Raw genomic sequence first — 24,319 nt, 5'->3', positions numbered from 1 at the left:
AGCGAGGCCACACACGGTGTGAGTGGTGCTCCCGAATGACAAGCGCCCAGGGACTTCAGGCCGCCATCATGGCCTGCAGCATGCGCCGGGTGGCCTCGATGACCTCCGGCGAGGCCACCTTCAACGAGCCCGAATTGAACGGCGGCTCGGGGTCGTACTCGATGCCCAACTGGATGCACTGCGCCACCATGGCCCCGAGCTCCTTCCCCACCAGCGCCAGCGCCATGTCGATGCCGGCGGACACACCCGCGGCGGAGACAGTCTTCCCGTCGAACACGATGCGCTCCGAGACGGGCGTCGCGCCGAAGCCGCCCAGCGCCTCCATCGCAATCCAATGCGTCGTCGCCCGCTTCCCCTTCAGCAGTCCCGCCGCGCCGAGGATGAGCGAGCCCGTGCACACCGACGTCGTCCAGCGCGACTTGTCGTCCATGGCGCGGAGCCACGCGAGCACGCGCTCGTCCGCCATCGTCTTCGACGGGTCCGGGCTCCCGGGGACGACGACGATGTCCGCGCGGGGCACGTCCTCCAATCGCTTGTCCGCGTGGATGAGCACGCCCATGTCCGTGCGCACCGGGCCGGCCTGGGCGGCGACAAGGTGGATGCGCGCCTTCGGCACCATGGTGAGCACCTGGTAGGGGCCGATGAAGTCCAGCGAGGTCATGTTGTCGTAGAGCAGGAAGGCAATGTCCATGGTGGGCTCCCCCGTGTCGGGTTGTCAGCCGGCGCCGCCCTGGCGCCGACGAGAGCCAACGTACGCTTGTCAGTCGATGGCAGGGCTGCCAATGATTTGACGATGTCTGCCAACCGGGTTCCGACAGAGCGGCGGGTGTTGTTCGTGGCCTTCCCCGAGGTGCAGCTCCTGGACATCGCGGGGCCGTCCTCGGTTTTCACCACCGCCTCGCGGGTGGTGGAGGGGAAGCGTCCGGGATACCGCGTGGAAATCGCGGCCCTGCGCAAGGGCCCGGTGATGACCCAGGGCGGCGTGCTCCTCCAGGCCACCGTCGCGCTCGACCGCGTGCGCGGCCCGGTGGACACGCTGATGGTGCCCGGCGGCGAGGTGACGATGGTTCCCGACTCGGAGCCGGACTTGCCCCCGCACCTGACCTCGCTCGCGAAGCGCTGCCGGCGCGTGGCGTCCGTGTGCACGGGCAGCTTCCTGCTCGCGCGCGCCGGGCTGCTCGACGGCAAGCGCGCCACGACGCACTGGCTCGCATGCGATTTGTTGCGACAGCAGCATCCCCGGTGCGACGTGCAGCCGGACTCCATCTACCTGCGGGACGGCCGCGTCTGGACGTCGGCGGGAGTCACCAGCGGCATCGACCTGGCGCTCGCGCTGGTGGAGGAGGATTTGGGCGCGAAGGTGGCGCGGCAGGTGGCGCGGCTGCTGGTGGTGTACTTCCGCCGGCCCGGAGGACAGAGCCAGTTCAGCGTGCAGATGGCCTCGCAGTGGGCCTCGCGCGCGCCCGTGCGTGAGGTGCAGGAGTGGCTGCCCGAGCACCTCCAGGAGGACCTCTCCGTGGAGGCGCTGGCGAAGCGCGCGACGATGAGCCCGCGCAACTTCGCCCGCGCCTTCCACTCCGAGGTCGGCGTGACGCCCGCGCGCTACGTCGAGCGGCTGCGCGTGGAGGCCGCGCGCACCCTGCTGGAGTCGACGGAGCGGACGGTGAAGGAGGTCGCCACCGAGGTGGGCTTCGGCACGTTGGAGACCCTGCACCGCGTCTTCAAGCGGGCGCTCGGAGTGACGCCCGCCGAGTACCGCGGCCGGTTCGCACCCCGCGCGTGACGGGGCGCGCCCGGCCGTGTGCACGACTCAGCCCTGGCGGAGCACGAGCAGCCGCGGCTCCGTCATGTCCTCCATGGCGTACTTCACGCCCTCGCGTCCCAGCCCCGAGCCCTTCACGCCACCGTAGGGCATGGTGTCGACGCGGAAGCTCGGCACGTCACCGACGATGACGCCGCCCACCTCCAGCTCGTCCCAGGCTCGCATCGCCTTGGGCCAGTCCCGAGTGAAGAGGCCGGCCTGCAGCCCGTAGCGGCTGTCATTCACCAGGCGCAACGCCTCGTCGAAGTCGCGGAACGGCTGGAGCAGCACCACGGGGCCGAAGGCCTCCTCCGCGCACAGCGGCTCGTCCGCGGGGACGCCCTCCACCACCGTGGCCTCGAGCAACGCGCCCTTCCGCCCTCCCCCGGTCAGCACCTTCGCGCCCCGCTTCACGGCCTGCTGAATCCACCCCTCCAGCCTCCGCGCGGCGGGCTCGTCAATCATGGGCCCGAGCGTGGTGGCCTCGTCCCTCGGGTTGCCCGCGCGCAGCGCCCGGGCCCTCGTGACGAGCTTGTCCTTGAGGGCGCCGTACAGCTCCTCGTGCACGAGCACGCGCTGCACCGAGATGCAGCTCTGCCCCGCCTGGAAGAAGGCGCCGTGGGAAATCCGGTCCGCGACGAAGTCGAGGTCCGCGCCCGGCTCGCGGTCCACGATGCAGGCCGCGTTGCCGCCCAGCTCCAGCACCACCTTCTTGCGGCCGGCGCGGGCCTTCAGGTCCCACCCCACCTTCTCCGAGCCGGTGAAGGACAGCAGCTTCAGCCGGTCGTCCTCGATGAACGGGCCCACGTCCTCCAGGCGCGTCGGGAGCACGGAGAAGGCGCCCTCGGGCAGGGCCGTCTCGGCGAGCACCTCCGCCATGATGAGCGCGCTCACCGGCGTGCGGTCCGACGGCTTGAGCACGAAGGGGCAGCCCGCCGCGATGGCCGGCGCCACCTTGTGCGCCACCAGGTTGAGCGGGAAGTTGAACGGGGTGATGAACGAGACGGGCCCCACCGGCACCCGCTGCGTGAAGCCCCGGTAGCCCGCCGTGCGCTTCGACACCTCCAGGTTCAGCACCTCGCCGCCGCCGCGCACCGCCTCCTCCGCGGCCGCCTTGAAGGTCTCGATGAGGCGCGTGACTTCCCCCCGCGCGTCGCGCAGCGGCTTGCCCGCCTCGATGCAGAGGGCGAGCGCGAGCTCCTCCGCGCGCTCATGGAAGCGGCGCACGCAGTGCTCCAGCACCTCCTGCCGCGCGTACGGCGCGAGCTTGCGCATGGGCCCCGCCGCGCGTACCGCCGCGGCGATGGCCTCCTCCACGGCGGCCGCGTCGGCGACGGCCACGCGGGTGACGATTTCCCCCGAGTACTTGTCGGTGACGGGCAGGTCCGCGTTGGGCTGCCGCGGACGGTTGGCCAGGTAGTACGGGTAGCGTTCAGCCAGCATGGTGTTCCCCACATTCCGTCCTGTGTTCACGGCTCGATGGCGGCCTCGGCACCGGCGCCGAGCGCCCGTGCGTTGTCCGAGTAGTCGATGGGCAGGTCGATGACGTGCACGCCGCCGGACTCCAGGCAGCGGGCGAGCGTGGCGCCGAACTCGGTGGCGCTCCCCGGGCGGTGGCCCCGGGCGCCGTACGCCTCCGCGTAGCGGACGAAGTCCGGGTTGCCCAGCGTCATCCCGAAGTCAGGCAGGCCCATCTCCCCCTGCTTCCAGCGAATCATCCCGTAGCCGTCGTCGCGCACGACGACGACGGTCAGGTCCAGCTTCAGGCGCACCGCCGTCTCCAGCTCCTGCGAGTTCATCATGAAGCCTCCGTCGCCGCAGACCGCGAGCACCTTGCGGCGAGGATAGACGAGCTTCGCGGCAATCGCGGACGGCAGGCCCGCGCCCATCGTCGCAAGCGCGTTGTCGAGCAGCAGCGTATTGGGCCTCCGGCAGCGGTAGTAGCGGGCGAACCACAGCTTGTACATGCCGTTGTCCAGGCAGACGATGCCGTCGTCCGGCATGGCGCGGCGCACCTCCGCGACGAGTCGCGCGGGGTAGATGGGGAAGCGGTCATCGGCCGCGCCGCCCGCGAGCTGCGCGTCGAGCCCGGCGCGAGCGCGCTCGAAGGGCGTGAAGTCCCAGTGCGAGCGTGGACCGACGCCCTCGGCGATTCGCCACACGGCGTTGGCGATGTCTCCCGTCACCTGGACCTGCGGGAAGTACACGGGGTCGACCTCGGCGGAGCTGAAGTTCAGGTGAACCACGGTGCGGCGACCGTCGCGCATGACGAACGGGGGCTTCTCGATGACGTCGTGGCCCACGTTGACGATGCAGTCCGAGGCCTCGATGGCGCGGTGGACGAAGTCGCCGTCGGACAGCGCGGCGGTGCCCATCCACAAGGGGTGCGACTCGTCGACGACGCCCTTGCCCATCTGCGTGCTGAAGAAGGGCATGCCCACACGGTCCACGAAGACGCGGAGCATCTCCGAGGTGAGCTTGCGGTTGGCGCCCGCGCCAATCATCAGCAGCGGGCGGCGCGCCGAGGCGATGGTCTCCACCGCCTGGGCGATGGAGGCCTCGTCGGCCACGGGCCGGCGGAGGACTCCGGGCGCCAGGGGCGCGGCCTCGGTCGACTCGCGGGCGACGTCCTCGGGGAGCTCCAGGTGGGTGGCGCCGGGGCGCTCCTCCTCGGCGCGGCGGAAGGCCTCGCGGACGGCCGAGGGGACGTGCTCCGCGGAGACGAGCGTGCGGGTGGACTTGGTGAGGGGCCGCATCATCCCGACGACGTCGACAATCTGGAAGTGGCCCTGCTTGCTGACCTTGATGGGCTTCTGGCCGGTGAGCATCACCATGGGCATGGCGCCGAGCTGCGCGTACGCGGCGGCGGTGACGAGGTTGGTGGCCCCCGGGCCGAGCGTCGCCAGGCACACGCCCGCGCGCCCGGTGAGCCGGCCCTGGGTGGCGGCCATGAACCCGGCCGCCTGCTCGTGGCGGGTGACGATGAGGCGCATGCCCGCGGTGCGCATGGACTCGAGCAGGTCCAGGTTCTCCTCGCCGGGGAGTCCGTAGACGTTGCGAACGCCTTCCGCTTCGAGGGCTTTGACGAACAGGTCGGATGCCTTCATGGGTGCCTCTCCTTCGTGACGAGGAAGATGTACCCGCGGGGCTCGATTCGTACATTCGTTTGTTCTCATCGACCCGATAGGTGGCATCTATGATGAAGGCATGGAGCTCCGGCACCTTCGCTACTTCTCCGCCGTCGCGGACACGCTGCACTTCGGGCGCGCCGCGCGGCGGGTGCATGTCTCACAGCCCACGCTGTCGCAGCAGATTCGCCAGTTGGAGGAGGAGCTGGGGACGCCACTGTTCGAGAGGGCTCGGGCGGGGGTGCGGCTGACGCAGGCGGGGGAGCTGTTTCGCACGTATGCGTCTCGTGCGCTGGAGGACGTGAATGCCGGTGTGTCCGCGGTGGAGGCGCTGCGCGGGCTCACCACGGGGGCGCTGCGTGTGGGGTATCCGCCGAGCATGCGCGGCATCGTGGTGCCGGCGCTGGCGGCGGTGCTGCGCAGGCACCCGGGGTTGGCGTTGAGCGCGGAGGAGGCGGTGGTGCGGCGGCTGGAGCGGCGGCTCGCGGACGGAAAGCTGGACGTGGGGCTGGGCTATGCGCCCGCGCGACTGGCGGACCTGGACGCGGAGCCGGTGTTCGACAGCCGGCTGACGCTCGTCATCGCGCGGGGGCACGCGCTGGCGGGGGCGGAGTCGGTGGGAGTGAAGCAGTTGGTGGAGGAGCCGTTCGCGCTGCTGTCACGGGGGCTGCGGGTGCGCGCGCGGGTGGATGCGTACTTCGCGGCGATGCGGCTCGCGCCACGGGTGGCGCTGGAGTCGAATGCGGTGGCGACGGTGCTCGCGATTGTACGGGCGGGGCTCGCGGTGACGGTGCTGCCGGAGCCACGGCTCGGGGACGCGGAGCGGTTGGTGGTGAAGCGGTTGTCCCCTGCTCCGCGCTCGGAGCTGGCGGCGCTCCTGTGGCGTAAGGGGGCGTTCCGGGCGCCCGCGGCGGAGCTGTTCGCGGCGGAGGTGCGAGCGCGGGCGAAGGAGGATGTGGGGTGAGGTTCGTCGTCCCCGCTCAGACCTCATCATCCGGCAAGAGCGTCCGGAGAAGCTCGTCGTCAGGCCCGATGGGACGCCAGCCGGCGGGAGGCGGATTCGCGAGGAGCGCTACAATCAACTGCCTGGTGCGATCCGAATACGCATCTGGAGTGGAGCCAGACCAGAGGCCAAGTGCCTTGGCAACCTCGAAGCGGTTTGCGTCATCAAGTTCTGCAGGCCAGCCATTGGGGAGTCCTGCGGCCAGCTCGCGCACGAGCAAATCACGAACAAATCGTGTGACTTGCTTTCTTCGTTCCGCTTCAGCGCGCAACCCCGTCAACACCTGCACCCCTGCGACGTCATCCTTGCCAAGCTCTTCGGCCAGCGCGTACAGCGGCACGGCAGGACGTGCCTCGGCGAAGGCGGTCAGCGAATCGAAGCCACGAGCCCGGACCCGCTCATAGAGGCGAACTCTCCAGTTGCCCTCCCAAGAACGATCCTCGCTCATCGGCTTCTCCCGGTAACGAAGTTCATCGGGATCTTATAGGTCCTCATTCGCTCGGCGACGATTCTCAGGATCTCGTTGTGGGTCAACATCCGGCCTGCTGCCAGCTCCGCATCACTCAAGGTACGCATGATCATCCGGTTCCACTCGCCGGGCCACATGCGCCCCAGGCGCCAGTCGCCGCCACCGTGAATCGCCTCGTGGTTCGCCCTCTCCAACCGGACGCAGAAGTTGTCGATGTCCATGTCGCCCTTGAAGCCGCGCTGCTGGAACCATGCACGGCGCTCTCGCGGCATGACGTGGTGCAGAGGGTTCTCGGACATGCCCGCCCCCGCTCTGCCCGTCTCGTGCATACCACGCACCTCGGGACCATCCCCCAGCGCGTCGCGGACACCGTCCGGCAGGTCCCCGTTCGACTGCGCCATCATCACCTGCCCACCGTGAATGCGGACCGCGGCGCTCACGGCGGGGATGGAGATGACGCCCGCCTTCACGAGGCGCCGAATCATCTCCACCCACTCGGCGGAGACGACGAACTGCGAGCCGGCCATGACACCGCCCGAGCCCATGACGAAACTCACGCCGATTGTGGCGGGAGCTGCGGGTGGAAGACGGGGCAGCGACATCTTCAGCGCCGAAATCATGGTGACCATGTCCACGAGCTGCATCACCGTCATGAGCTTTTCGCTGCTCTCCATGGACTTGCGCGCACCGTCACGGATGGAGCCGAACTCGCGGGTGAGCTGCCCCATCAACTCGGGCATTGCCATGGCCGCTTCCTCCGCCCTCTCGGCATCACCTGACGCGAGCGCTTCCATGGTGGGCGCAATCCGCTGCTGCACCCGGTGCATGTCCACGAGCAACGTCTCGACTCCGCACGCGGGGCACTCGCGGAGCACGACATCCGCGAGGGTGAGGAAGTCGAGCCAAGCGGCCAGCAGCGTGGAGCCGAACATGGCCGACTGAAGGCGCGGGCCCGTCATCCGGAGGATGCCCATTTCCATGTCCGCGTCGCCAACTTCCCCGGCAACAGCCACCAGCGCCGTCGTGCCGCCGAGCGCGCCGCGCAGCCAGGGCAGTTGGTTGGAGCCGTAGTCCAGGTAGCGCGAAAAGGCCCCGTTGAAGCCAGTCAGGGTCCGGTTCCCCAGGCTCGCGGGTGGACGACTGGCCAGCTTCGAGAGCGCGGTGGCGATGGTGTCCGTGGAGCCCTTCACGCCATCCACCGCTTCGAGCACCGCGTCCCGCGCCTGTGAGGCACTCGCGGCAGTGCCGCCCGCCACGCCGCCCGAGGCTGCCCCCGTTACGCCGCCCTGTGGTGCTTTACGATGCGACAACCGACGTTGAATCGCATCCCCCACGATGGAAGGCGGCGAAGCCTCCCAGGAATGCGGGTGCCCCTCGTGCGGCGGTTGCGTCAGTGCCGGCGGGACGCGCGGCATGGAGCGCAGGCCCCCACTTCGGCTCGGCGCTGGCGACAATGACGCGCAACCGGTGGAGAGCAACGCCACGCACAGCAACAGGACGTCAGCGCGCATTGTCCACCCCCAGGCCCACCGACGCGAAAGCTCCCGGACGCAGCGTCCCTTCCGATTCCGGGAAGAGGAGCGTGCCGCCCGTTCCCATGGCGTAGAGCTTCCCGCCGAGGAAGCGCCACCGGACTTCCGCCGCGCCGAGGTAGCGCGCTCCGGGCTGCCCCATGCCCACGCCCAGCCCCTTCACGACCAGCTCCAGGTTGCGGCGGAAGAGCTGCACCTCGACGCGACCGTCCACGTCGAAGCGTCCCCAGGTGAAGGCTTCCACACCCAGTGACAGCCACAGGTGCTTCTGGAGTCCGCCGTAGCTGACGGCGTCCCAGCCCACGAGCGCCTCGGCATGAATCGAGTAGCCATCCGGGAAGGGGGTATCCGCCAACGGCATGCCGCTCGAGCCCGCCGCCTGGAAGCGCGCCAGCTCGTAGTCCGGGCCGAAGAAGCCCTGCCGGAAACCACCGTGCTGCCGACGTGCCTCCAGCCGCAGCCTCATGTCCAGCGTGGACGTCAGCACATCGAGTCCCGCACCCACCACCGCGCCCCACGCGCCGCCGTCTCCAGGCCGCCCACCCCAACCCGCGGACACGTGTGCCTCGTATGTCGGCTGCGCCACGAAGATGGCCATCGCGTCCAGGTGCGCCAGCGTCAGCGAAGGCGCGCGACCTCCGGCACGCCCCCAGTCATGCACCGCCGACAATGCCAGCGTGTAGCAGGCCGGTGCGCGCGGCTGGCCGAAGAGGACGTGCTCCAGGTCCAGGGAGAGCTCCGCGCCCGTGAGGCGCGCTCCCAGCACGTCCGAGACAAAGGTTTCCGTGTAGAGCGGCCCCAATGTGCCGAGGAGGAAACCGCCCGCTGGGTGGTAGTCCGGATTGGCCCGGTTGGAGTAGCGCCGGACGAGATGGCCGGACAGGAGGGTGTAGTCCTCCAGCCCTCCAAACCACGCGGACAGAGGCGCGGTGTCGGAGCCCAGCTTGAGCCCTCGCACGAGCTGTCCCCAGTCGGAGAGTGCGTCCCAGTCCTCCCGCCTCACCACGCCCGTGTCCTGCCCGCCTCCCCACAGCCGCAGCCGCACCGGGGCACCCACGTTGACGCCAAAGTCCTCTCCGCCATCGATGATGAGCAGGGGCTCCACCTGCACGAAGCCCTCGTCATCACCGGCACCGGCACGAGGAACCAGCCTCCAATTCGTCGCCTCCAGGCGCGTCAGGTAGTGCCACTTGCGCGCGGAGGAAGGCACGGGGAGCTCGGCCGCCTCTGGCTCCAACGCGGGCGGCGATTCTACCGGCGGCCCATCTGCCGAGGTCTCCTCCTGCTCCGACGCGATTGGAGGCTCGTCGCTCTCTTGCGTCCACGCGACACGCGGCAAGAGCAGCAGCCATACAGCGACCCATCTTCGCTTCACGCGCATACACGTCTCCTGTGAATGCTCGCGGCCGGAGAGGAAACGTCCCTGGCCAGCGTTCAAGACGCCCGGAATGCCACCGCTCGATTCGCCATCGCGCCCCCAGCGCGGTGCGTGCTGCCAGGCCGCCGAATGGCTCAACCTCCGAGCTTGCTGAGCACGAAGGCAGCGAGGAAGCCGAAGACCGTGATGAGGCCCGTCAGGTTGTGCGTCCCCTCCGTGGCCTCGGGAATCATCGTGTCCGCCAACATCGCGAGGATGGCGCCAGCGGCGACCGCCGTGGTCCCTGCGACGACAGCCGGGGAGAAGCTCCGGAAGACGACGTAGCCGACGAGCGACGCGAGCCCGGAGACGAGCGCGATGCCGCCCCACACTCCGAAGACGTAGCCCTTCGAGCGCCCTGCCCGCTTCATCCCCGCCGCGGAGGAGAGTCCCTCTGGCACGTTGGAGAGGAAGACGGCGGCGACGGCCACCGTGCTCACGGCGCCTCCCGCGATGAGGCTGACGCCAATGACGATGGACTCCGGGATGCCATCGAGGAGCGCGCCAACGGCAATGGCCGTGCCGCTCCCTTCCGCCTCGGACTCCGAGGGCTGTTGTCCGCCGGAACGCTTGCGATGCCGGGCTCCATAGCTCGCGAGCAAGAGGTTGGCGGCGCTGTAGACGGCGGCCCCACTGAGAAAGCCGAGCGCTGTCGGGATGAAACCTCCCTGATGGAAGGCCTCGTCCATCAGATCGAAGGAGAGCGCGGAGATGAGCACTCCCGCGCCGAAGGCCATGATGCCGGCGATGAGGCGCACCGGGAGGCGGACGGCGTAGCCCACGACCGCCCCCACGAGCAGCGCGCTCCCCGCGAGCAGTCCCCACAGCCCGGCCTGAAGCCACAGTGGCATTCCTGCTCCTCTCCCCCGGCCCGCATGGGGCCCCGACCCTGAGCACGGTAACGCCCCCCGCCGAAGCCCTGGGCCCGCAACTGTTTCGGGGCACCGGGAGCTGATGGCTGATGGACGAAGGCGCGGGCCTCCAGTGCCTCGTCCACCTAGCAGATTGCGCTGACGCCTACCTACTCCGCAAGTAGTATCCCCAGAGTGAGCCGCACCCCGTCGCGAGGACAGTCATGGAGATGGGCAGACTGAACCCGGCATACCTGCCACCTGGAACGCAGGTCGGGCCGTGGCGCGTGTTGGAGCAGCGAGGCCGTGGGGCCTATGGCACCGTGTATCGCGCCGAGAGCGTGAACTCGGCGAAAGACACCGTGGCGCTCAAGCTGGCCATGTACCCGTGGGATGCACGGTTCGCTCGCGAGGCGGAGCTGCTGTCCCGCATCCACCATCCGGCCGTGCCCGGATTCAGGGACCAGGGACAGTGGCAGAACGCGGCGGGCACGCCGTACGCCTGGCTCGCGATGGAGTTCATCGAGGGCATGCCGCTTTATGAATGGGCGCGTGCGCAGCGGCCCACGTCACGGCAGGTGCTCCGGCTCCTGGCACGGCTCGCTCGGGCGCTGGAGGTCACGCATGCGGTGGGCGGCCTCCACCGGGACGTGAAGGGCAGCAACGTGCTGGTGCGGCGTGCGGATGGACTGGCCTTCCTGATGGACTTCGGCTCCGGGCACCACCTGGGCGCCGCGACATTGACGAAGCAGCCGTTTCCTCCGGGGACGCCGCCCTATCGCTCACCGGAGGCCTGGCGGTTCGCACATCGGTACAGAGACAATTCCCGGGCTGCGCCCTACGCCCCCACTCCCGCGGATGATGTCTTCGCGTTGGGAGTCACCGCGTATCGGTTGATTACCCTGCGATATCCCCCATCGACACATCCAGGGGATGACGAGTCGTGGCAGTGGATTGAGAGCTCCAGTGCTGGTTCGCCGCGCGCTCGCAACGGGCGCTGTGCGCCGGAGTTGGATGGGCTCGTCGTGAGGATGCTCGCGCTGCGCGCGGACGCTCGTGGGAGCGCGCGCGAGCTGGCTGATGCGCTGGAGCGGGCTGCTGTGGCAGCAGGAGCCGAGGCCGATGTGCCTCTCTTCACTGGTGACGAACCACGTCCCCTGGATGAGTGGCCTGAACGTCGTTTCGAGTTCCATCCGCCTCGCGAGTCACGAAGGCCCTGGCTCGCAGTGGTGGGCATGGGTGGGTTGGTGGCGCTGGGCGTCGGGTGGATGCTCCGCGCACTCCCCAAGGCAGTGCCCGCGATGGTGGAACCGCAGATGTCCGAAGAAGCCAAGGACGGCGGCACCATCGCCGTTGGCGATTCAGTACTGACAGCACCGGTGTCTTCCCCCAAGGCGCCCTTTGTATGGTCCACCATCGCGGTGGACCTGCCACCGAAGCCGTTGCCAGGGCAAATCCGACCCGATGCCAGCGGTCGTTGCCCCCGACGACCGCAGGTCGCCATCAATGGCGGTTGCTGGAACAAGATGGCCGTAGGTGTGAAGGAATGCGACGAGGATTACTACGTATACAAAGGCGCTTGTTACTCGCCTGCACTGCCACCTGGGCGCCCGGCCACCTCAAATCCTACGGACCCGCCTGAAGGCCAGTAGTCAAAGCTGCGGCACACCGAGGCCGTGGAGCCGCTCCTGCGTGGCGAGTCTCGCGTGCGCCGCATTGTTTCACTCGGGCGAGCCATTCTTGCCGTCAACGTCTATTCCCTCCGATTGGGCCCCCATTGCCACGAACTTGCCAGCCACGCCCTTCCCAGGGCAGACCCGGCCTGATGCCAACGGGCGTTGTCCCCGACGCTCAGAGGTCGCCATCAATGGAGGTTGCTGGAAGAAACTGGCCGTGGATGTGAAGGACTGCGATGTGGAGGACTACGTGTACAAAGGAGCCTGCTACATGCCGGCCTTCCCGCCCCCACGCCCGGCCACCTCGAATCCTTCGCAGTAGAACTGGCTGGTAGCCAAGGTCCGGCGGGTTGGCAGGTGCTCGCAGCACGGCCGCTGACTCCCGACCTGAAGACTGTTGCTTCCCCAGGGATAAGAGCAGGGCCTCCATCTCTCCTATATTTGCCTTCAAACGCTTCATGGGCGTCTCACCCGGGCGGTCCGCGGGGCGTGACGTCAGGCCGCGAGATGGACGCCCAGGTGGAACGGATGCGTCATCGCGGATAGGAGTCCTTCGCGCGCGCCTTGCGCTCCTGCTCCAGCCGCTGCTGCTCGTCCAGGTGGCGCTCCATGTCGCTCGCGCTCGCGCGTCGTTCGCGCAGTTTCTCGGGATACTGCGCGGCGATGAGGGGCGCGAAGTGCTCGAGCGCCTCCTTGAGGTCGGGGAAGGGCACTTCCGCCCTCTCGACCTGGATCTCCCAGGGCTCCGACATCGAGCCGCGGCTCATCTCGAAGCCGACGCCCTTGGCTGCCCAGGTGCCTGGGACATCGATGAGGACGCTGATGTACTCGCCCACCGTGCACGTCTCGATGAAGACCGTGTTCGGATACTGGCGCTGGCCGCGCTTGTCGCGCCGCCGGTAGGTGATCGAACAGGCCTCGAGGGGTCTCAGCTGCTCCTGGACCTGAGCCAGCTCGGTGAGTCCTCCCACGTCCGAGGTCGTCAGGAAGCCGCCCTTCCGGAGGCCCTGGCTCACCACGCCCGTGCCGATGCCGAGGGCGATCGTGGCGCAGATGACGGCGAACACCTTCGCGCTGGAGTGCTTGTTGACGGGCCCTGCCGTCCCCGGCGCGTTGGCGGACGCCGTCGAGGCGTCCTGCGCCATGCCGCGCCAGATCATGGACGCGATGCTGTAGCCCAACACGAACGCCGCGAACATGGCGACGCCCTGCAGCATCCCTTGCGTGGGCGCGAAGGGCAGCGCGCCGAGCGACCTGAGCCACGCGAGGGTCCTGGGCGCCATGACGCCGTTGCAGGCCAGCATCAAGACCAGCGCCCCCGGGAGGTTCACGATGGCCCAGAGCCTGGCGGCGGACGCGTCGTCCCCGGCGCGTTTGCGACGCCACCTCCCGACCCCCGCGCCCAGGAGCAAGGGAACCCACAGCAACAGCGACCCGAAGAACAGCGCGGACTCCTGCCGATTCATGGATCGACCATGCTTCAAGCCTCGTCGAACCCCAAGGGGGAACAATGCTTTCTGTATTCCCCTCAAGTGGGGGCAGGGCTGAAGCCGGAAGAGGCGAGCCCTCCGCCTGAGGCAGCGGCGCGCCCCTCAACCCGGCGTCGGGTCTTTCATCGCGGTGCGGATGCTCAAGTCGAGCTGACTCTGGAGCTCACGCAGCAGACTGCCGAGCGCGGGCGTGTCCACACCGATTCGCGCCGCGAGCCGCATGCGGACCTCCGCGCGCAGCCACTCACGCGCCTGCGCGAGCCAGCGCTTCACCGTGGAGCGGTCCACCCGGTAGGCGCGGGCAATCTGCGCCGTCCCCAGCCCCTCCACCAGGTGCAGACGCAGCAGCGTCCTGTCTCGCGGCTGCAGCGCCTTCAGCGCCTCCTGGAACACCTCCGTGAAGTCCTTCCGGTAGCGTTCCTTGATGTAGCGACTGTCGGCCTCGTCGATGGGCGCTGCGGCCTCCTCCAGCGAGGAGTCATCCAGCTCCACCGCTCCCTTGCGCTCGCGCAGCATGTTCAGCGCGGTGCGCAGGGCGGCGACACGGAGCCAGGCCAGCAGCGTACCCTGCCCGCTGTAATCCTCAATCCGCGCCGCTCGTTCCTCCGAGGGCACGAAGAGCTTCACCCGCAGGAGCTGGAGGGCCTCGTCCACCGTCGCGACATCCAGCCCCCGCGTGAGCAGGGACTTCTTCAGCGGAGGAATGAAGCGCGTCTCGAACGCGGCGAGCGCATCCACATCGCCCCGAGCACAGGCTCGCGCGAAGGCCAGGTCACCCTGGGGGTCGGTGTCGTTCATCGTCATGACCACCCGCGACGGGGTATCCTATCTCTCGCCATGGATTGCCTCGACACCCAACAACTCCTCGCCTTCGCACAAGGCGAGCTGGGCACCGAGGCCGCGGCGCCGGTGGAACAGCATCTGGATTCCTGCGCCGTCTGTCGAGCGCTCCTCGCCGAGGCCGCTCGCGCCCAGGGTGAAGCCGAGCCCTCCGCCACCAGGCAGGATGCCGGGCAGGCGCTCCTCCCCTGGCTCCAGCGCGGCACCCTGCTCGGACGCTATGTGGTGCTCGAACGACTCGGAGCCGGCGGCATGGGCGTCGTCCATGCCGCGTATGACCCGGAGCTGGACCGCCGCGTCGCCCTGAAGCTCATCCGCTTCGACGCGGTGGGCCCGTCGAAGCGTGAAGAGGCCCAGGCCCGCCTCCTGCGAGAGGCCCAGGCCACCGCCCGCGTCGTCCACCCCAACGTCATCACCATCCATGACGTGGGCCGCTTCGGCGAGCACGTGTTCCTCGCCATGGAGCTCGTGGACGGCACCACCCTTCGCGAGCACATGCGCCGCCAGAAGGGCCCGCGCGACTGGCGCACCCTCCTGGAGCTGTTCCTCCAGGCAGGACGTGGGCTCGCCGCCGCGCACGCGCAGGGGCTCGTGCACCGGGACTTCAAGCCCGACAACGTGCTGGTGGGACGCGACGGGCGCGTGCGCATCACCGACTTCGGGCTCGCGCGAATCGTCGACGGACTCGACACCCCTCGTGAGCCCGTCGCCGAGCCACGCCCGGGACTCCGGCGCGGGGAGTCGCCCGTGTACTCGGACCAGGTGCTGGGCACGCCGGCCTACATGTCCCCCGAGCAGAAGCGTGGCGAGACGTCCGACGCCCGCAGCGACCAGTACAGCTACTGCGTCGCGCTCCACGAGGCGCTGTATGGCAAGCGCCCCGTCGCGGAGGACATCGCCAACGGGCTGCGCCCAACGCGCGATGCCGGCGTGCCGGCGTGGCTACACCGCACCCTCCTCCAGGGGCTCTCCCCTTCCCCCGAGCAACGTCACGCGTCCATGGACGCGCTGCTCCGGCAGCTCGGACGCAGGCCCGGCAAGACCTGGCGCAGGGTGGGTGTCGCCGCCGCCGGGCTGGTGCTCGTCGCCGGGGGCGCGGTGCTCAACCGCTCCACATCGACGGACCCGTGCGGCGGCAGTGAGCAGGCCCTCGCCGGAGTCTGGGACGCGTCCCGGAAGAGCGCCGTGCAGAACGTCTTCGCGGCCAGTCCCCTACCGTTCGCGCCGAGCGCGTGGCACGAGGTGGAGCGCACACTGGATGACTACGCGCGCGACTGGGTGAGCGCGAGCCACGAGGCCTGTGCCGCCACGTGGGTGACGGGACACCAGCCGGAGCGACTGCTGGACAGGCGCGTCATCTGCCTGGACCAGCGCCTCAAGGACTTGTCGGCCGTGGTCGACACGCTGTCCACCGCGGATGCCCAGGTCATCCAGAACGCGGCGCGCGCGGCCCATGGCCTGGAGAGCCTGGCCCCCTGCGCGGACATCGCGACGCTGGCCTCGCCGGAGCCGCCGCCTTTGGACGAGCCGACGCGGCGCCGGATGGAGGGCATCCGCACCGGACGCGCGGCGGTGCGCGCGAAGCTCAACTCCGGACAGGTGATGCCCGCGCTGGAGCTGGCGACGACGGTGGCGAAGGAGGCCCACGAGGTGGGCTATGGCCCGCTGGAGGCCGAGGTCCTCGACATCCTCGCGGAGGCACAGGGCCAGGCGCGGCAGTACCGGGACGCCATCAAGACGCTGCACCGGGCCATCCAGGCCTCGGAGGCCAGCCGGCATGACCGTCAGGCCGCGGAGTCGTGGGCCGGGCTGGTGCGGCTGCTCAGCTTCGTGGGCACGGAGCTGGACCCGGACGAGGAGACGCCCCGTCACGCGAGGGCCGCGCTCCAGCGCCTGGGCGGAGACGCACGCATCGAGGCCACGCTCTCGCGCAACCTCGTCAGCCTGCACCGCGCCCGGGGCCGGCTGCACGAGGCGCTGGAGGAGAGCCAGCGCGCGCTGGAGATGGCACGGAAGACGTACACCGCGGACGAGCCGGAGCTGGCCACGGCGCTGCTCGGCGTGGGCCAGACGCTCGGGTTGCTCGGACGGAGTGAAGAGGGACTGCCCTTCCTGCTGGAGGCGGAGTCCATCTACGCCCGGACGTTCGGCCCGGAGCACCCCAACGTCGCCGTCGTCCACGACGTCATCGCCGTGCACCAGGTGCAGGCCGGAGACGCGGCGGGGGCGGTGGAGCATGGCAGGCGCGCCCTGGCCATCTTCCAGCGCGTCCTCGGCGAGGAGAACCTCACCACCGCGAGCACCCTCCACAACCTCGGCGGCTTCCTGCTGGAGCTGGGCCGCGCGGACGAGTCCCTCCAGGCCTTCGAGCACGCGGCGGGCATCCGCGAGAAGCAGCTCGGCTCCACGGACACGAAGTTCGCATCGTCACTGTCCGGCACGGGGCGGGCGCTCGCGAAGCTGGGGCGCTACGCGGAGGCCGCGGTGCGCCACGAGCGTGCGCTGTCCATCAGGGAGAAGGCGCTGGGGCCGGAGAGTGGTCAGGTGGCCATCGACCTGTTGGGGCTGGGCGTGGACTATCTGGGGATGGGCGCGCACCGGAAGGCCCGCGCGCCGCTGGAGCGCGCGGTGGCCATCTTCGAACGGCAGCCGCCCGAGACGGCGGGTGGCAACCTGGCGGATGCGCGCTTCGCGCTCGCGAGGGCACTCGCGAACGAGCCCGCGGAACTGGAGCGGGCGCGGAGGCTCGCGAGCGCGGCGGGAGACTTCTACCGGAGCCAACCGCGGAGACACCCTCGGGAGCTCGAGAACATCGAGCGGTGGCTCGCGGCCCAGGCCTCGCTCCACGCCTTCCGGTGAGGCTCCGTCACGCGGTGGCCTTGTGCCGCTTCTGCTCGGCCGCGTAGAGCTTCGCCTCCTCGGCGAAGGCCTTCGCGATACTCGGGCGCTCGCGCAGGCGCGCGACGTAGGCGCTGATGGCCGGCCACGGCTTCAGGTCCACCGGCGTCACGGCGCACCAGTTCAGCACCGTGAACAGGTATGCGTCCGCGACGCTGAAGTGGTCGAGGAGGAACTCGCGCCCCTTCAGGTGGTTCTCCAGGTAGCCCAGGCGCGAGGCCGCCTTCTCCAGCGCGTAGGCCTTCACGACCTCGGGAGCCTTGGCGTCCAGGAGCGGCACGAAGAGGGCCTTGTGCAGCTCGGTGCCGATGAAGCACAGCCACTGCTGCAGCCTCGCGCGGCCCTTGCTGTCCGTGGGCGCGAGGTTGGCCTTGGGGAAGCTCTCGGCCACGTGCTGGAGGATGGCGGCGTTCTCCGTGAGGATGTCGCCGTCATCCGTGCGCAGCGTGGGGACGAGGCCGAGCGGGTGGATGTCGCGGAAGTCCTTCCCGTCGGAGGTGCGCTTCGCCTTGTCGACCTCGATGTACGACGCCTCCGCGCCGGCGTCGTAGAGGGAGATGCGGGTCGCCAGCGAGCAGGCCAGGGGCGAGTAATAGAGCTGCATGGTCTTGACTCCCAGGTGTGAAGTCCCGTTCCCTGCGTGGGAACGGCGCAACAGTGCTCACTTCGGGCCGATGCATCCAACGCATACTTGGCATAGGCTCGATGCATGGCAGACATCGCCCCCCTTCCGAACCCCCGGCTGGACATCCGCGACCTGCGCGTCGTCCTCGCCCTGGCCTCCGCCGGCACCACCGCGCAGGCGGCCAGCGTGCTGCACCTCACCCAGCCCGCGGTGAGCCGCGCGCTGCTGGCGGCGGAGGACAAGCTCGGGGCGCGCCTCTTCGACCGGACGCCCCGGGGACTCGTGCTCACTCCGGCGGGCGAGCAGCTCGTCTCCGGCGCCACGCGACTCCTCATGGAGCTGGGAGACCTGGAGCACCGCGTGCGCACACCGGTGGCCCCGCCCGTCCGCGTCCGCCTCGTCTGCGAGTGCTACACCGCGTACCACTGGCTGCCGTCCGCGCTGGTGAAGATGCGCGCCAGCCTGCCGGGTCTGGAGCTCAGCCTCGTGGTGGAGCACACGCAGGACCCCATCCCCGCGCTGGTGGCCGGAGACATCGACGTGGCGCTCGTCACGACGGCCTCCGTCCCGAGCGGGGGCATCCAGGAGCGCGAAATCTTCACCGACGAGGTGGCCTTCGTCATGTCCACCTCGCACCCGCTGGCGTCCCGCAGGGCCCTCACGCGGGAGGACCTGAAGCAGACGACGCTGCTCACCGGGAGGACGCCACCCGCGGAGATACAGTGGTTCATGAAGCACGTCTTCGGCCGCGAGCGGCCCCGGCTGCGCTTCGAGCAACTGCCACTCACCGAGGCCATCCTCGACGTGGCGCGCGCGGGCATGGGCGTCGCCGTGCTGTCCGAGTGGATTGCCAGCCCGCACCTCGGCCGGGGTGACCTCGTCGCGAAGCGGCTCGCCTCGGGGCCCCTGCGCCGGCCCTGGCGTATCGCCTGGCGTCGGGAAGTCGACGACGCCGCGCTCCGGCTGATGGCCGCCCTGGAGACCACCGCCCCGCGTGGGCTCGCCGTGGGCTGAGCAGGCGGGGAGCCGTCCCGGCCACGGCTCCGGCTCGGCTCTAATTTAAGATTGCGCTTAATTAAATCCGGACTTAAATACCGGACGTGCAAGCCTTCACCGCCCTCTCGGACCCCACACGCCGGCGCATCGTGGAGCTGCTCGCCTCGGGTGAGCGCTCCGCGGGCGAGCTGGGAGAGAGCTTCGACATCAGCGCCCCCGCCATCTCCCAGCACCTGAAGGTGCTGAAGGAGGCGCGGCTGGTGCAGGTGCGCGCCGAGGCGCAGCGGCGCATCTACACGCTGGACCCGGCGGGCTTCGACGAGCTCGAGGGCTGGGTCCACCGCATCCGCGGCTTCTGGAACGAGCGCCTCGACGTGCTCGAACAGCGGCTGGCGGCCCACCCTGAAACGAAGAAACGGAGACGCCCGTGAAACCGTCCGTCCTTCCGAAGGAGTCGCGCAGCACACGGCTGGAGCGACTGCTCCCGGGCTCGCTGGAGCTCGTCTGGCGCCACCTGACGGAACCGGAGCTGCTGGCCCAGTGGCTGGCCGTCTCCCGAATCGAATTGCGCGAGGGAGGCCGAGTGGAGCTCCAGCCGCTCCGCACGGAGGGCCAGGAGCAGCGGCCCACGGAGCGCACCGTGCAGGGCGTGGTCACCCGGTGCGAGCCTCCGCGCGTGTTGTCCTTCACCTGGAGCGAGGCGGACACGCCACACTCGGAGGTGACGTTCGAGCTGACGCCCCAGGGCGAGAAAGTGCGCCTCGTTCTCACGCACTGGCGGGCCCCCATCAGTGCGGTGGCCATGGGTGGAGCGGGCGCGTTCCTCGACTCGCTCGCCTCGCGGCTCGGTGCGCCGGGAGTCCGCCGCCGTGCGCGCTCGCGGGTGGCGGCGCGTCCGCGCCTCCGGAGGCCCCAGCTCCGGGCCGTGCGCCGTGCCGTGGGCATGCGTCTCCGCGCCGCTTGAAGCAGCGCGTCCCTTTCCCTTCAGCGAGGCCGTGCGATGAACATTCCCTACGTCATCGAGCAGACGCACCGTGGTGAGCGGACGTACGACCTGTACAGCCGCCTGCTCAAGGACCGCATCATCATGCTGGGCACCGAGGTGAACGACGATGTGGCCAACATCATCGTCGCCCAGCTGCTCTTCCTGGAGAGCGAGGACCCGGAGAAGCCCATCAGCCTCTACATCAACTCGCCGGGAGGCAGCGTCACCGCGGGGCTCGCCATCTACGACACCATGCAGTACGTGCGTGCGCCGGTGTCCACCATCTGCGTGGGGCAGGCCGCCAGCTTCGGCGCCATGCTGCTGCTCGCGGGCGCCAAGGGCCGGCGCTACGCCCTGCCCAATGCGCGCATCATGATGCACCAGCCGCACGGCGGGGCGAAGGGCCAGGCCACGGACCTCGAAATCCAGGTGCGGGAGATGCTGCGCCTCAAGCAGCGCCTCAACGAAATCACCCAGAAGCACACGGGCCACTCGCTGGAGCGCGTGGAGAAGGACACCGAGCGCGACTACTACATGAGCGCCGAGGAGGCCCGGCAGTACGGCATCATCGACGAGGTCATGGAACGCCTTCCTCCAACGAAGGCGTCCTGAGCCCGCGCGTCAAAGCCTCGGGTCCACCGGCTCGCTCTCCAGTGCCAGCACTCCGAAGACACACTCGTGCACGCGGCGCAGCGGCTCGGCACGGACGAAGCGCTCCAGCCCCTCGACGCCGAGCGCGAACTCGCGCAGCGCCAGGGAGCGCTTGGTGGAGAGCCCTCGCTGGCGCAGGCGCTCCAGGTGCGCGGGGGCCGTGTACTCCGGGCCGTAGATGATGCGCAGGTACTCCGGGCCGCGAGACTTGATTGCCGGCTGGAGCAGCGCCTTGCGCCCGCGCACCGCGAAGTCGAGCGGCTTCACCACCATCCCCTCCCCTCCTCGCGACGTCAGCGCTTCCCACCAGCGGATGCCCTCCGCCACGGCGGCCTCGTCCGCCAGGTCGACGACGCGGTAGGGCGTCGCGAGGAGCAGCGCCTCATCCGCGCGGCACACCCGGGCCAGCGTCTCCATGTGCCACACGTGGTCCTTGTCCACGTGGGCCGCGCCCTCGGTGGCCAGCAGGTGGAAGGGCGCGAGCCGCACGTCCTCCAACGAGCGCACCGGCCAGCAGTAGCGCCGCCACGCCTCCACGTAGCGCCCGGCACTGCTCGCCTTCTCGCCGAAGCGGGCGGACAACTCGCCCACGTCCAGCCCTCGCGCCGCCGCCTGTCCGAGCACCGCCACCACGTCCGCGAGCGCCGCGCGGGACGCCGCGCCCACGGCCGCGTACTGCTCCCGCAGCAACTCCTGCGCCTTGAGGGACCAGGGCATCAGCTCGCAGTCGAAGCAGGCCCAGTCCGTGCTCAGCGCCTCCCAGAACCCGGAGGCGTCCAACGCCTTCGTCAGCCGGGCCAGGAAGGCCGACTCCAGCGCCGCGTCGGCGAAGAAGCGGCGCCCGGTGCGCGTGTAGCAGACGCCCGTCTCTCCGGACGTCACGCCGAAGCGGCGCCGCGCGGCTTCCGCGTCGCGCGCGAGGACGATGACGGAGCGCGAGCCCATGTGCTTCTCCTCGCACACCACCTTCGCCACGCCCTCCTTGCGGTAGTACGCGAAGGCCTCGGCGGGGTGTTCGAGGAGCCCTGGCGCCTGGCTCGTCTCCGAGGGCGACATCGTCGGGGGCAGGTAGATGAGCCACTTCGGGTCGATGGCAAAGCGGCTCATCGCCTCCAGCGCCGCCGTCGCGTTCTCCTCGCGCAGGGTGACGTTCTGGAGCAGCCGCGTGGTGACGATGCGCTTGCCCAGCACGTCCTCCAGGTCCAGCAGGTCGTCGTGCTGTTGCTGGGCGCTCCGTTGCGGAGCCGTGGGCGCGCCGCCCAGCGGCCGCACCGCCTCGCAGTACGCGCGGGCCGCGGGCACGGAGACGAGCTCGCGCTCCGGGTAGCGCAGCGCGGTGAGCTTCCCGCCATACACACAGCCGGTGTCCACGCAGAGCGTGTTGTTGAGCCACTCGGCCTCCACCACCGGCGTGTGGCCGTACACCACCGAGGCCTTGCCCCGGTATTCAGCGGCCCAGTTGTAGCGCACGGGCAGGCCGTACTCGTCCGTCTCGCCCGTGGTCTCCCCGTAGAGAGCGAAGTCGCGCACCTTGCCCGAGCCGCGCCCCTGCATGGACTCCTTCAGACCCGCGTGCGCCACCACCAGACGCCCGCCATCCAGCACGTAGTGCGAGACGAGCCCGTCGATGAAGTCCACCACCTGCTGGCGGAACTCCGGAGACTCGCGCTCCAGTTGCTCCAGCGACTGCGCCAGGCCGTGCGACACCTTCACGTCCTTGCCGCGCAGCTTCCGCATCAGCTTGATTTCGTGGTTGCCGGGGACACACAGCGCCGTGCCCGCCTTCACCATTCCCATGACGAGCCGGAGCACGCCCGGCGTGTCCGGGCCCCGGTCCACCAAATCTCCGAGGAAGACAGCCTTGCGCCCGGAGGGTGGGGACACGTCGAAGCCCGGGGCTCCGTCCGCGCGGGGCGCGAGCCCGTAGCCGAGGCGGGTGAGCAGCGCCACGAGCTCATCGAGGCAGCCATGGATGTCGCCGATGATGTCGAATGGGCCGTGCTCGTGCCTGCGGTTGTTCCAGAGCGGCTGCCGCGCGAGCTCGACGGTGTCGATGTGCTCCGACTTGAGGATATGGACGTGCCGGAAGCCCTCGCGCTCCAGGCCTCGCAGCGAGCGGTGCAGTTGCTGGAGCTGGCCGCGGACCACGTGCGGGCCGAAGCTCCGGTCCGGCCGCTGGCGGTTGCGCTCGTGACAGGTCTTCTCGGGGACATCGAGCACCACCGCCACCGGCAGCACGTGGTACTCGCGCGCGAGCTCGACGAGCGGCTTGCGCGCCTCGGGCTGGACGTTGGTGGCGTCCACCACGGTGAGCAGGCCGCGCGCGAGGCGCTTCGCGGCGACGAAGCGCAGCGCCTCGAAGGCGTCCTTCGTCGCGTCCTGGTCGTTCTCGTCGTCGGAGACGATGCCGCGCCAGGTGTCCGAGGACAGGACCTCCGTGGGCTTGAAGTGCCGCCGCGCGAAGGTGGACTTGCCCGAGCCGGACGGGCCGATGAGGAGGACGAGCGAGAGCTCGGGAATGGTGAGCTTCATCGGGTGAACACCGCCATCTGGGTCGGCGCGCCGACCCGTTCATCCACGGGGCCTACCGGCTGGAAGCGGACGCTGTAGCCGAACCGCGCGCACAGGCCCTGCGCCCAGGACTCGAGCTCGGCGCGCGTCCACTCGAAGCGGTGGTCCTTGTGGCGGAGCTTCCCGGCGGGGAGCGACTCGAAGCGCACGTTGTATTCCGCGTTCGGAGTGGTCAGGACCACCGTGCCCGGCCGCGCGCATTCGAAGAGCACGCGCTCGAAGGCCGCGAGGCGCGGCGGGTCCAGGTGCTCGACGACCTCGATGACGGTGGCCGCGTCATGACCCGCCAGCCGTGAGTCGCGGTACATGAGCGAGCCGTGGAGGAGCTTCACTCGGCGGCGCTGCATGTCCGGGAGCCGGTCGAGCCCCAGCCGCTCCTTCGCCAGCTCCAGCGTGCGGAAGGACACGTCCATGCCGAGGAGCTCCGTGAACTGGCGCTCCTCCAGCAGGGCCTTGAGCAGCCGGCCCTCGCCACAGCCGAGGTCCACCACGCGCGCGGCGCCGCTCTGCTTCAGGACGTCCACCACCGCCTGGAGGCGCTGGTCATTGAGGCTGAGGCGCGACTCCAGCGCGGCCTCCTCCTCGTTGCGCACGCGCTCGCGCTCCTCGGGCTCGGCGGCCTCGTCGCCCTCGAGCCGTTCCAGCACCTGACGCGCGAGGCTCTTCTGGTGGCGCAGGTAGCGACGGGCAATCAGCTCCCGCTCGGGGTGCGCCGCGAGCCAGCCCTCGCCGTGACGCAGCAGCTTCTCCACCTCCTCGTCGCCCACCCAATAATGCTTGTCGTCGTCGAGCACCGGGATGAGGACGTAGAGGTGCGTGAGGAGCTCGCTCACCCGGGTGCACGCCTCCAGCGTCACCGTGAAGTAGCGGCTGTTGCCCCAGTCGGGCCGCGTCTCGTCCAGCACATGCGGCGTGACGGTGACGGCATACCCGAGGGGCTCGAAGAGGCGGCGCAGGAAGGACTCCCCGCCCCGGCACGGCAGCACGGAGAGTCGCGCGGCGAGCGGCAGCGCCTGCCCGGCCAGCTCCGGCCGCTCGCGGCTGCGACCCGACATCGCCGAGCCGAAGAGGCGCGAGAGCGCCACCGACATGAACGACGAGGCCACGTAGGGCCGGTCGTTCACGTACTGCTCCAGGGCGCCCCCCTCGCCCGCCGGGCCACGGCGGTTGCGCACGAGGCCGACGGGGTCCACCTCCAGCAACAAGGCCACCGTGGTGCGCGCCTCGCTGGCCTCCGGGTAGAAGACGTGGGCCTGTCCGAAGGGCAGCTCGAACGACCGGGCGTGGGTGGGATTCTTGTGGAGCAGGTAGCCCAGGTCCGTCGCTGGGTGGTGGGTCGTCGAGAGCGTCAGGAGCATGGAGTCCCAGGCAGGGGTCTTCGGCGGC

General features: G+C 69.9%; 21 protein-coding genes. 8 read left to right on the top strand and 13 right to left on the bottom strand.

Annotated elements, in window-relative coordinates:
• Positions 1-55 precede the first annotated feature (55 nt).
• A complete protein-coding gene (locus ACVTJA_RS18620) occupies positions 56-691 on the bottom strand; it encodes a DJ-1/PfpI family protein (RefSeq protein WP_465837879.1) in 636 nt (211 codons plus the stop codon).
• A 102-nt stretch (positions 692-793) separates the two neighbouring features.
• On the opposite strand from ACVTJA_RS18620, the gene ACVTJA_RS18615 reads away from it, so the two are divergent.
• Positions 794-1,783: a GlxA family transcriptional regulator gene (locus tag ACVTJA_RS18615; RefSeq protein ID WP_465837877.1), complete on the top strand. Its 990-nt coding sequence runs from the start codon at positions 794-796 to the stop codon at positions 1,781-1,783.
• Positions 1,784-1,810: 27 nt separating this feature from the next.
• On the opposite strand, the gene ACVTJA_RS18610 is transcribed toward ACVTJA_RS18615, so the two are convergent.
• On the bottom strand, positions 1,811-3,244 hold the full coding sequence (locus ACVTJA_RS18610) for an aldehyde dehydrogenase family protein (RefSeq protein ID WP_465837875.1): 1,434 nt from the start codon (positions 3,242-3,244) through the stop codon (positions 1,811-1,813).
• Between the two features lie 26 nt (positions 3,245-3,270).
• On the bottom strand, positions 3,271-4,908 hold the full coding sequence (locus ACVTJA_RS18605; protein ID WP_465837873.1) for an acetolactate synthase large subunit: 1,638 nt from the start codon (positions 4,906-4,908) through the stop codon (positions 3,271-3,273).
• Positions 4,909-5,008: 100 nt separating this feature from the next.
• Between ACVTJA_RS18605 and ACVTJA_RS18600 the strand changes: the two genes are divergently transcribed.
• Entirely contained in the window at positions 5,009-5,893 is an 885-nt protein-coding gene (locus ACVTJA_RS18600; protein ID WP_465837871.1) for a LysR substrate-binding domain-containing protein, read from the top strand.
• A 16-nt stretch (positions 5,894-5,909) separates the two neighbouring features.
• Here ACVTJA_RS18600 and ACVTJA_RS18595 read toward each other — a convergent pair whose 3' ends face one another.
• The 4 genes from ACVTJA_RS18595 to ACVTJA_RS18580 all read right to left on the bottom strand — a co-directional run bounded on the left by ACVTJA_RS18595 (position 5,910) and on the right by ACVTJA_RS18580 (position 10,201).
• A complete protein-coding gene (locus ACVTJA_RS18595; RefSeq protein WP_465837869.1) occupies positions 5,910-6,380 on the bottom strand; it encodes an NUDIX hydrolase in 471 nt (156 codons plus the stop codon).
• Positions 6,377-7,912, bottom strand: coding sequence for a DUF2380 domain-containing protein (locus ACVTJA_RS18590; RefSeq protein ID WP_465837867.1), 1,536 nt, complete (start codon positions 7,910-7,912; stop codon positions 6,377-6,379). Before ACVTJA_RS18590 ends, ACVTJA_RS18595 begins: the two co-directional genes overlap by 4 nt.
• Positions 7,902-9,314, bottom strand: coding sequence for a hypothetical protein (locus ACVTJA_RS18585; protein ID WP_465837866.1), 1,413 nt, complete (start codon positions 9,312-9,314; stop codon positions 7,902-7,904). Before ACVTJA_RS18585 ends, ACVTJA_RS18590 begins: the two co-directional genes overlap by 11 nt.
• A 131-nt stretch (positions 9,315-9,445) precedes the next feature.
• A complete protein-coding gene (locus tag ACVTJA_RS18580; protein WP_465837864.1) occupies positions 9,446-10,201 on the bottom strand; it encodes a ZIP family metal transporter in 756 nt (251 codons plus the stop codon).
• 224 nt (positions 10,202-10,425) lie between these two features.
• On the opposite strand from ACVTJA_RS18580, the gene ACVTJA_RS18575 reads away from it, so the two are divergent.
• On the top strand, positions 10,426-11,853 hold the full coding sequence (locus ACVTJA_RS18575) for a serine/threonine protein kinase (RefSeq protein ID WP_465837862.1): 1,428 nt from the start codon (positions 10,426-10,428) through the stop codon (positions 11,851-11,853).
• A gap of 557 nt (positions 11,854-12,410) precedes the next feature.
• Here ACVTJA_RS18575 and ACVTJA_RS18570 read toward each other — a convergent pair.
• From ACVTJA_RS18570 to ACVTJA_RS18560, 3 genes are all read right to left on the bottom strand, one after another.
• Positions 12,411-13,343: a hypothetical protein gene (locus ACVTJA_RS18570; RefSeq protein WP_465837860.1), complete on the bottom strand. Its 933-nt coding sequence runs from the start codon at positions 13,341-13,343 to the stop codon at positions 12,411-12,413.
• A 126-nt stretch (positions 13,344-13,469) separates the two neighbouring features.
• Positions 13,470-14,165 (bottom strand): sigma-70 family RNA polymerase sigma factor, encoded by a 696-nt coding sequence (locus ACVTJA_RS18565; RefSeq protein WP_465837859.1) that lies wholly within the window; start codon positions 14,163-14,165, stop codon positions 13,470-13,472.
• Between the two features lie 27 nt (positions 14,166-14,192).
• The gene (locus ACVTJA_RS18560; protein WP_465837857.1) at positions 14,193-14,474 is read right to left on the bottom strand and encodes a hypothetical protein; all 282 of its coding nucleotides are present in this window, start codon (positions 14,472-14,474) and stop codon (positions 14,193-14,195) included.
• On the opposite strand from ACVTJA_RS18560, the gene ACVTJA_RS18555 reads away from it, so the two are divergent.
• Entirely contained in the window at positions 14,460-17,066 is a 2,607-nt protein-coding gene (locus tag ACVTJA_RS18555) for a serine/threonine-protein kinase (RefSeq protein ID WP_465837855.1), read from the top strand. The genes ACVTJA_RS18560 and ACVTJA_RS18555 overlap by 15 nt on opposite strands.
• Positions 17,067-17,073: 7 nt before the next feature.
• On the opposite strand, the gene ACVTJA_RS18550 is transcribed toward ACVTJA_RS18555, so the two are convergent.
• On the bottom strand, positions 17,074-17,709 hold the full coding sequence (locus ACVTJA_RS18550; protein WP_465837854.1) for a glutathione binding-like protein: 636 nt from the start codon (positions 17,707-17,709) through the stop codon (positions 17,074-17,076).
• Positions 17,710-17,814: 105 nt separating this feature from the next.
• Here ACVTJA_RS18550 and ACVTJA_RS18545 point away from each other — a divergent pair, with 105 nt between their 5' ends.
• From ACVTJA_RS18545 to clpP, 4 genes are all read left to right on the top strand, one after another.
• Positions 17,815-18,744, top strand: a complete 930-nt coding sequence (locus ACVTJA_RS18545) for a LysR family transcriptional regulator (RefSeq protein ID WP_465837853.1) — start codon at positions 17,815-17,817, stop codon at positions 18,742-18,744.
• Positions 18,745-18,830: 86 nt separating this feature from the next.
• Positions 18,831-19,157 carry a metalloregulator ArsR/SmtB family transcription factor gene (locus ACVTJA_RS18540; RefSeq protein WP_465837851.1) on the top strand — a complete coding sequence of 109 codons (327 nt, stop codon included), beginning with the start codon at positions 18,831-18,833 and terminating at the stop codon, positions 19,155-19,157.
• On the top strand, positions 19,154-19,690 hold the full coding sequence (locus tag ACVTJA_RS18535; RefSeq protein ID WP_465837849.1) for an SRPBCC domain-containing protein: 537 nt from the start codon (positions 19,154-19,156) through the stop codon (positions 19,688-19,690). The genes ACVTJA_RS18540 and ACVTJA_RS18535 overlap by 4 nt, the downstream gene beginning before the upstream one ends.
• A gap of 36 nt (positions 19,691-19,726) precedes the next feature.
• On the top strand, positions 19,727-20,323 hold the full coding sequence (gene clpP / locus ACVTJA_RS18530; protein ID WP_465837848.1) for an ATP-dependent Clp endopeptidase proteolytic subunit ClpP: 597 nt from the start codon (positions 19,727-19,729) through the stop codon (positions 20,321-20,323).
• A gap of 9 nt (positions 20,324-20,332) precedes the next feature.
• Here the strand turns inward: clpP and ACVTJA_RS18525 are convergent, their stop codons facing one another.
• Complete coding sequence (locus ACVTJA_RS18525; RefSeq protein WP_465837846.1) at positions 20,333-22,894, bottom strand: polynucleotide kinase-phosphatase; 2,562 nt, start codon at positions 22,892-22,894, stop codon at positions 20,333-20,335.
• Entirely contained in the window at positions 22,891-24,291 is a 1,401-nt protein-coding gene (locus ACVTJA_RS18520; protein ID WP_465837845.1) for a 3' terminal RNA ribose 2'-O-methyltransferase Hen1, read from the bottom strand. The genes ACVTJA_RS18525 and ACVTJA_RS18520 overlap by 4 nt, the downstream gene beginning before the upstream one ends.
• Positions 24,292-24,319 lie beyond the last annotated feature (28 nt).

The organism is Pyxidicoccus sp. M6 (assembly GCF_055568925.1).
Note: the sequence above shows the minus strand (reverse complement) of the source record. Positions and strands in the feature narration are given on the sequence as shown.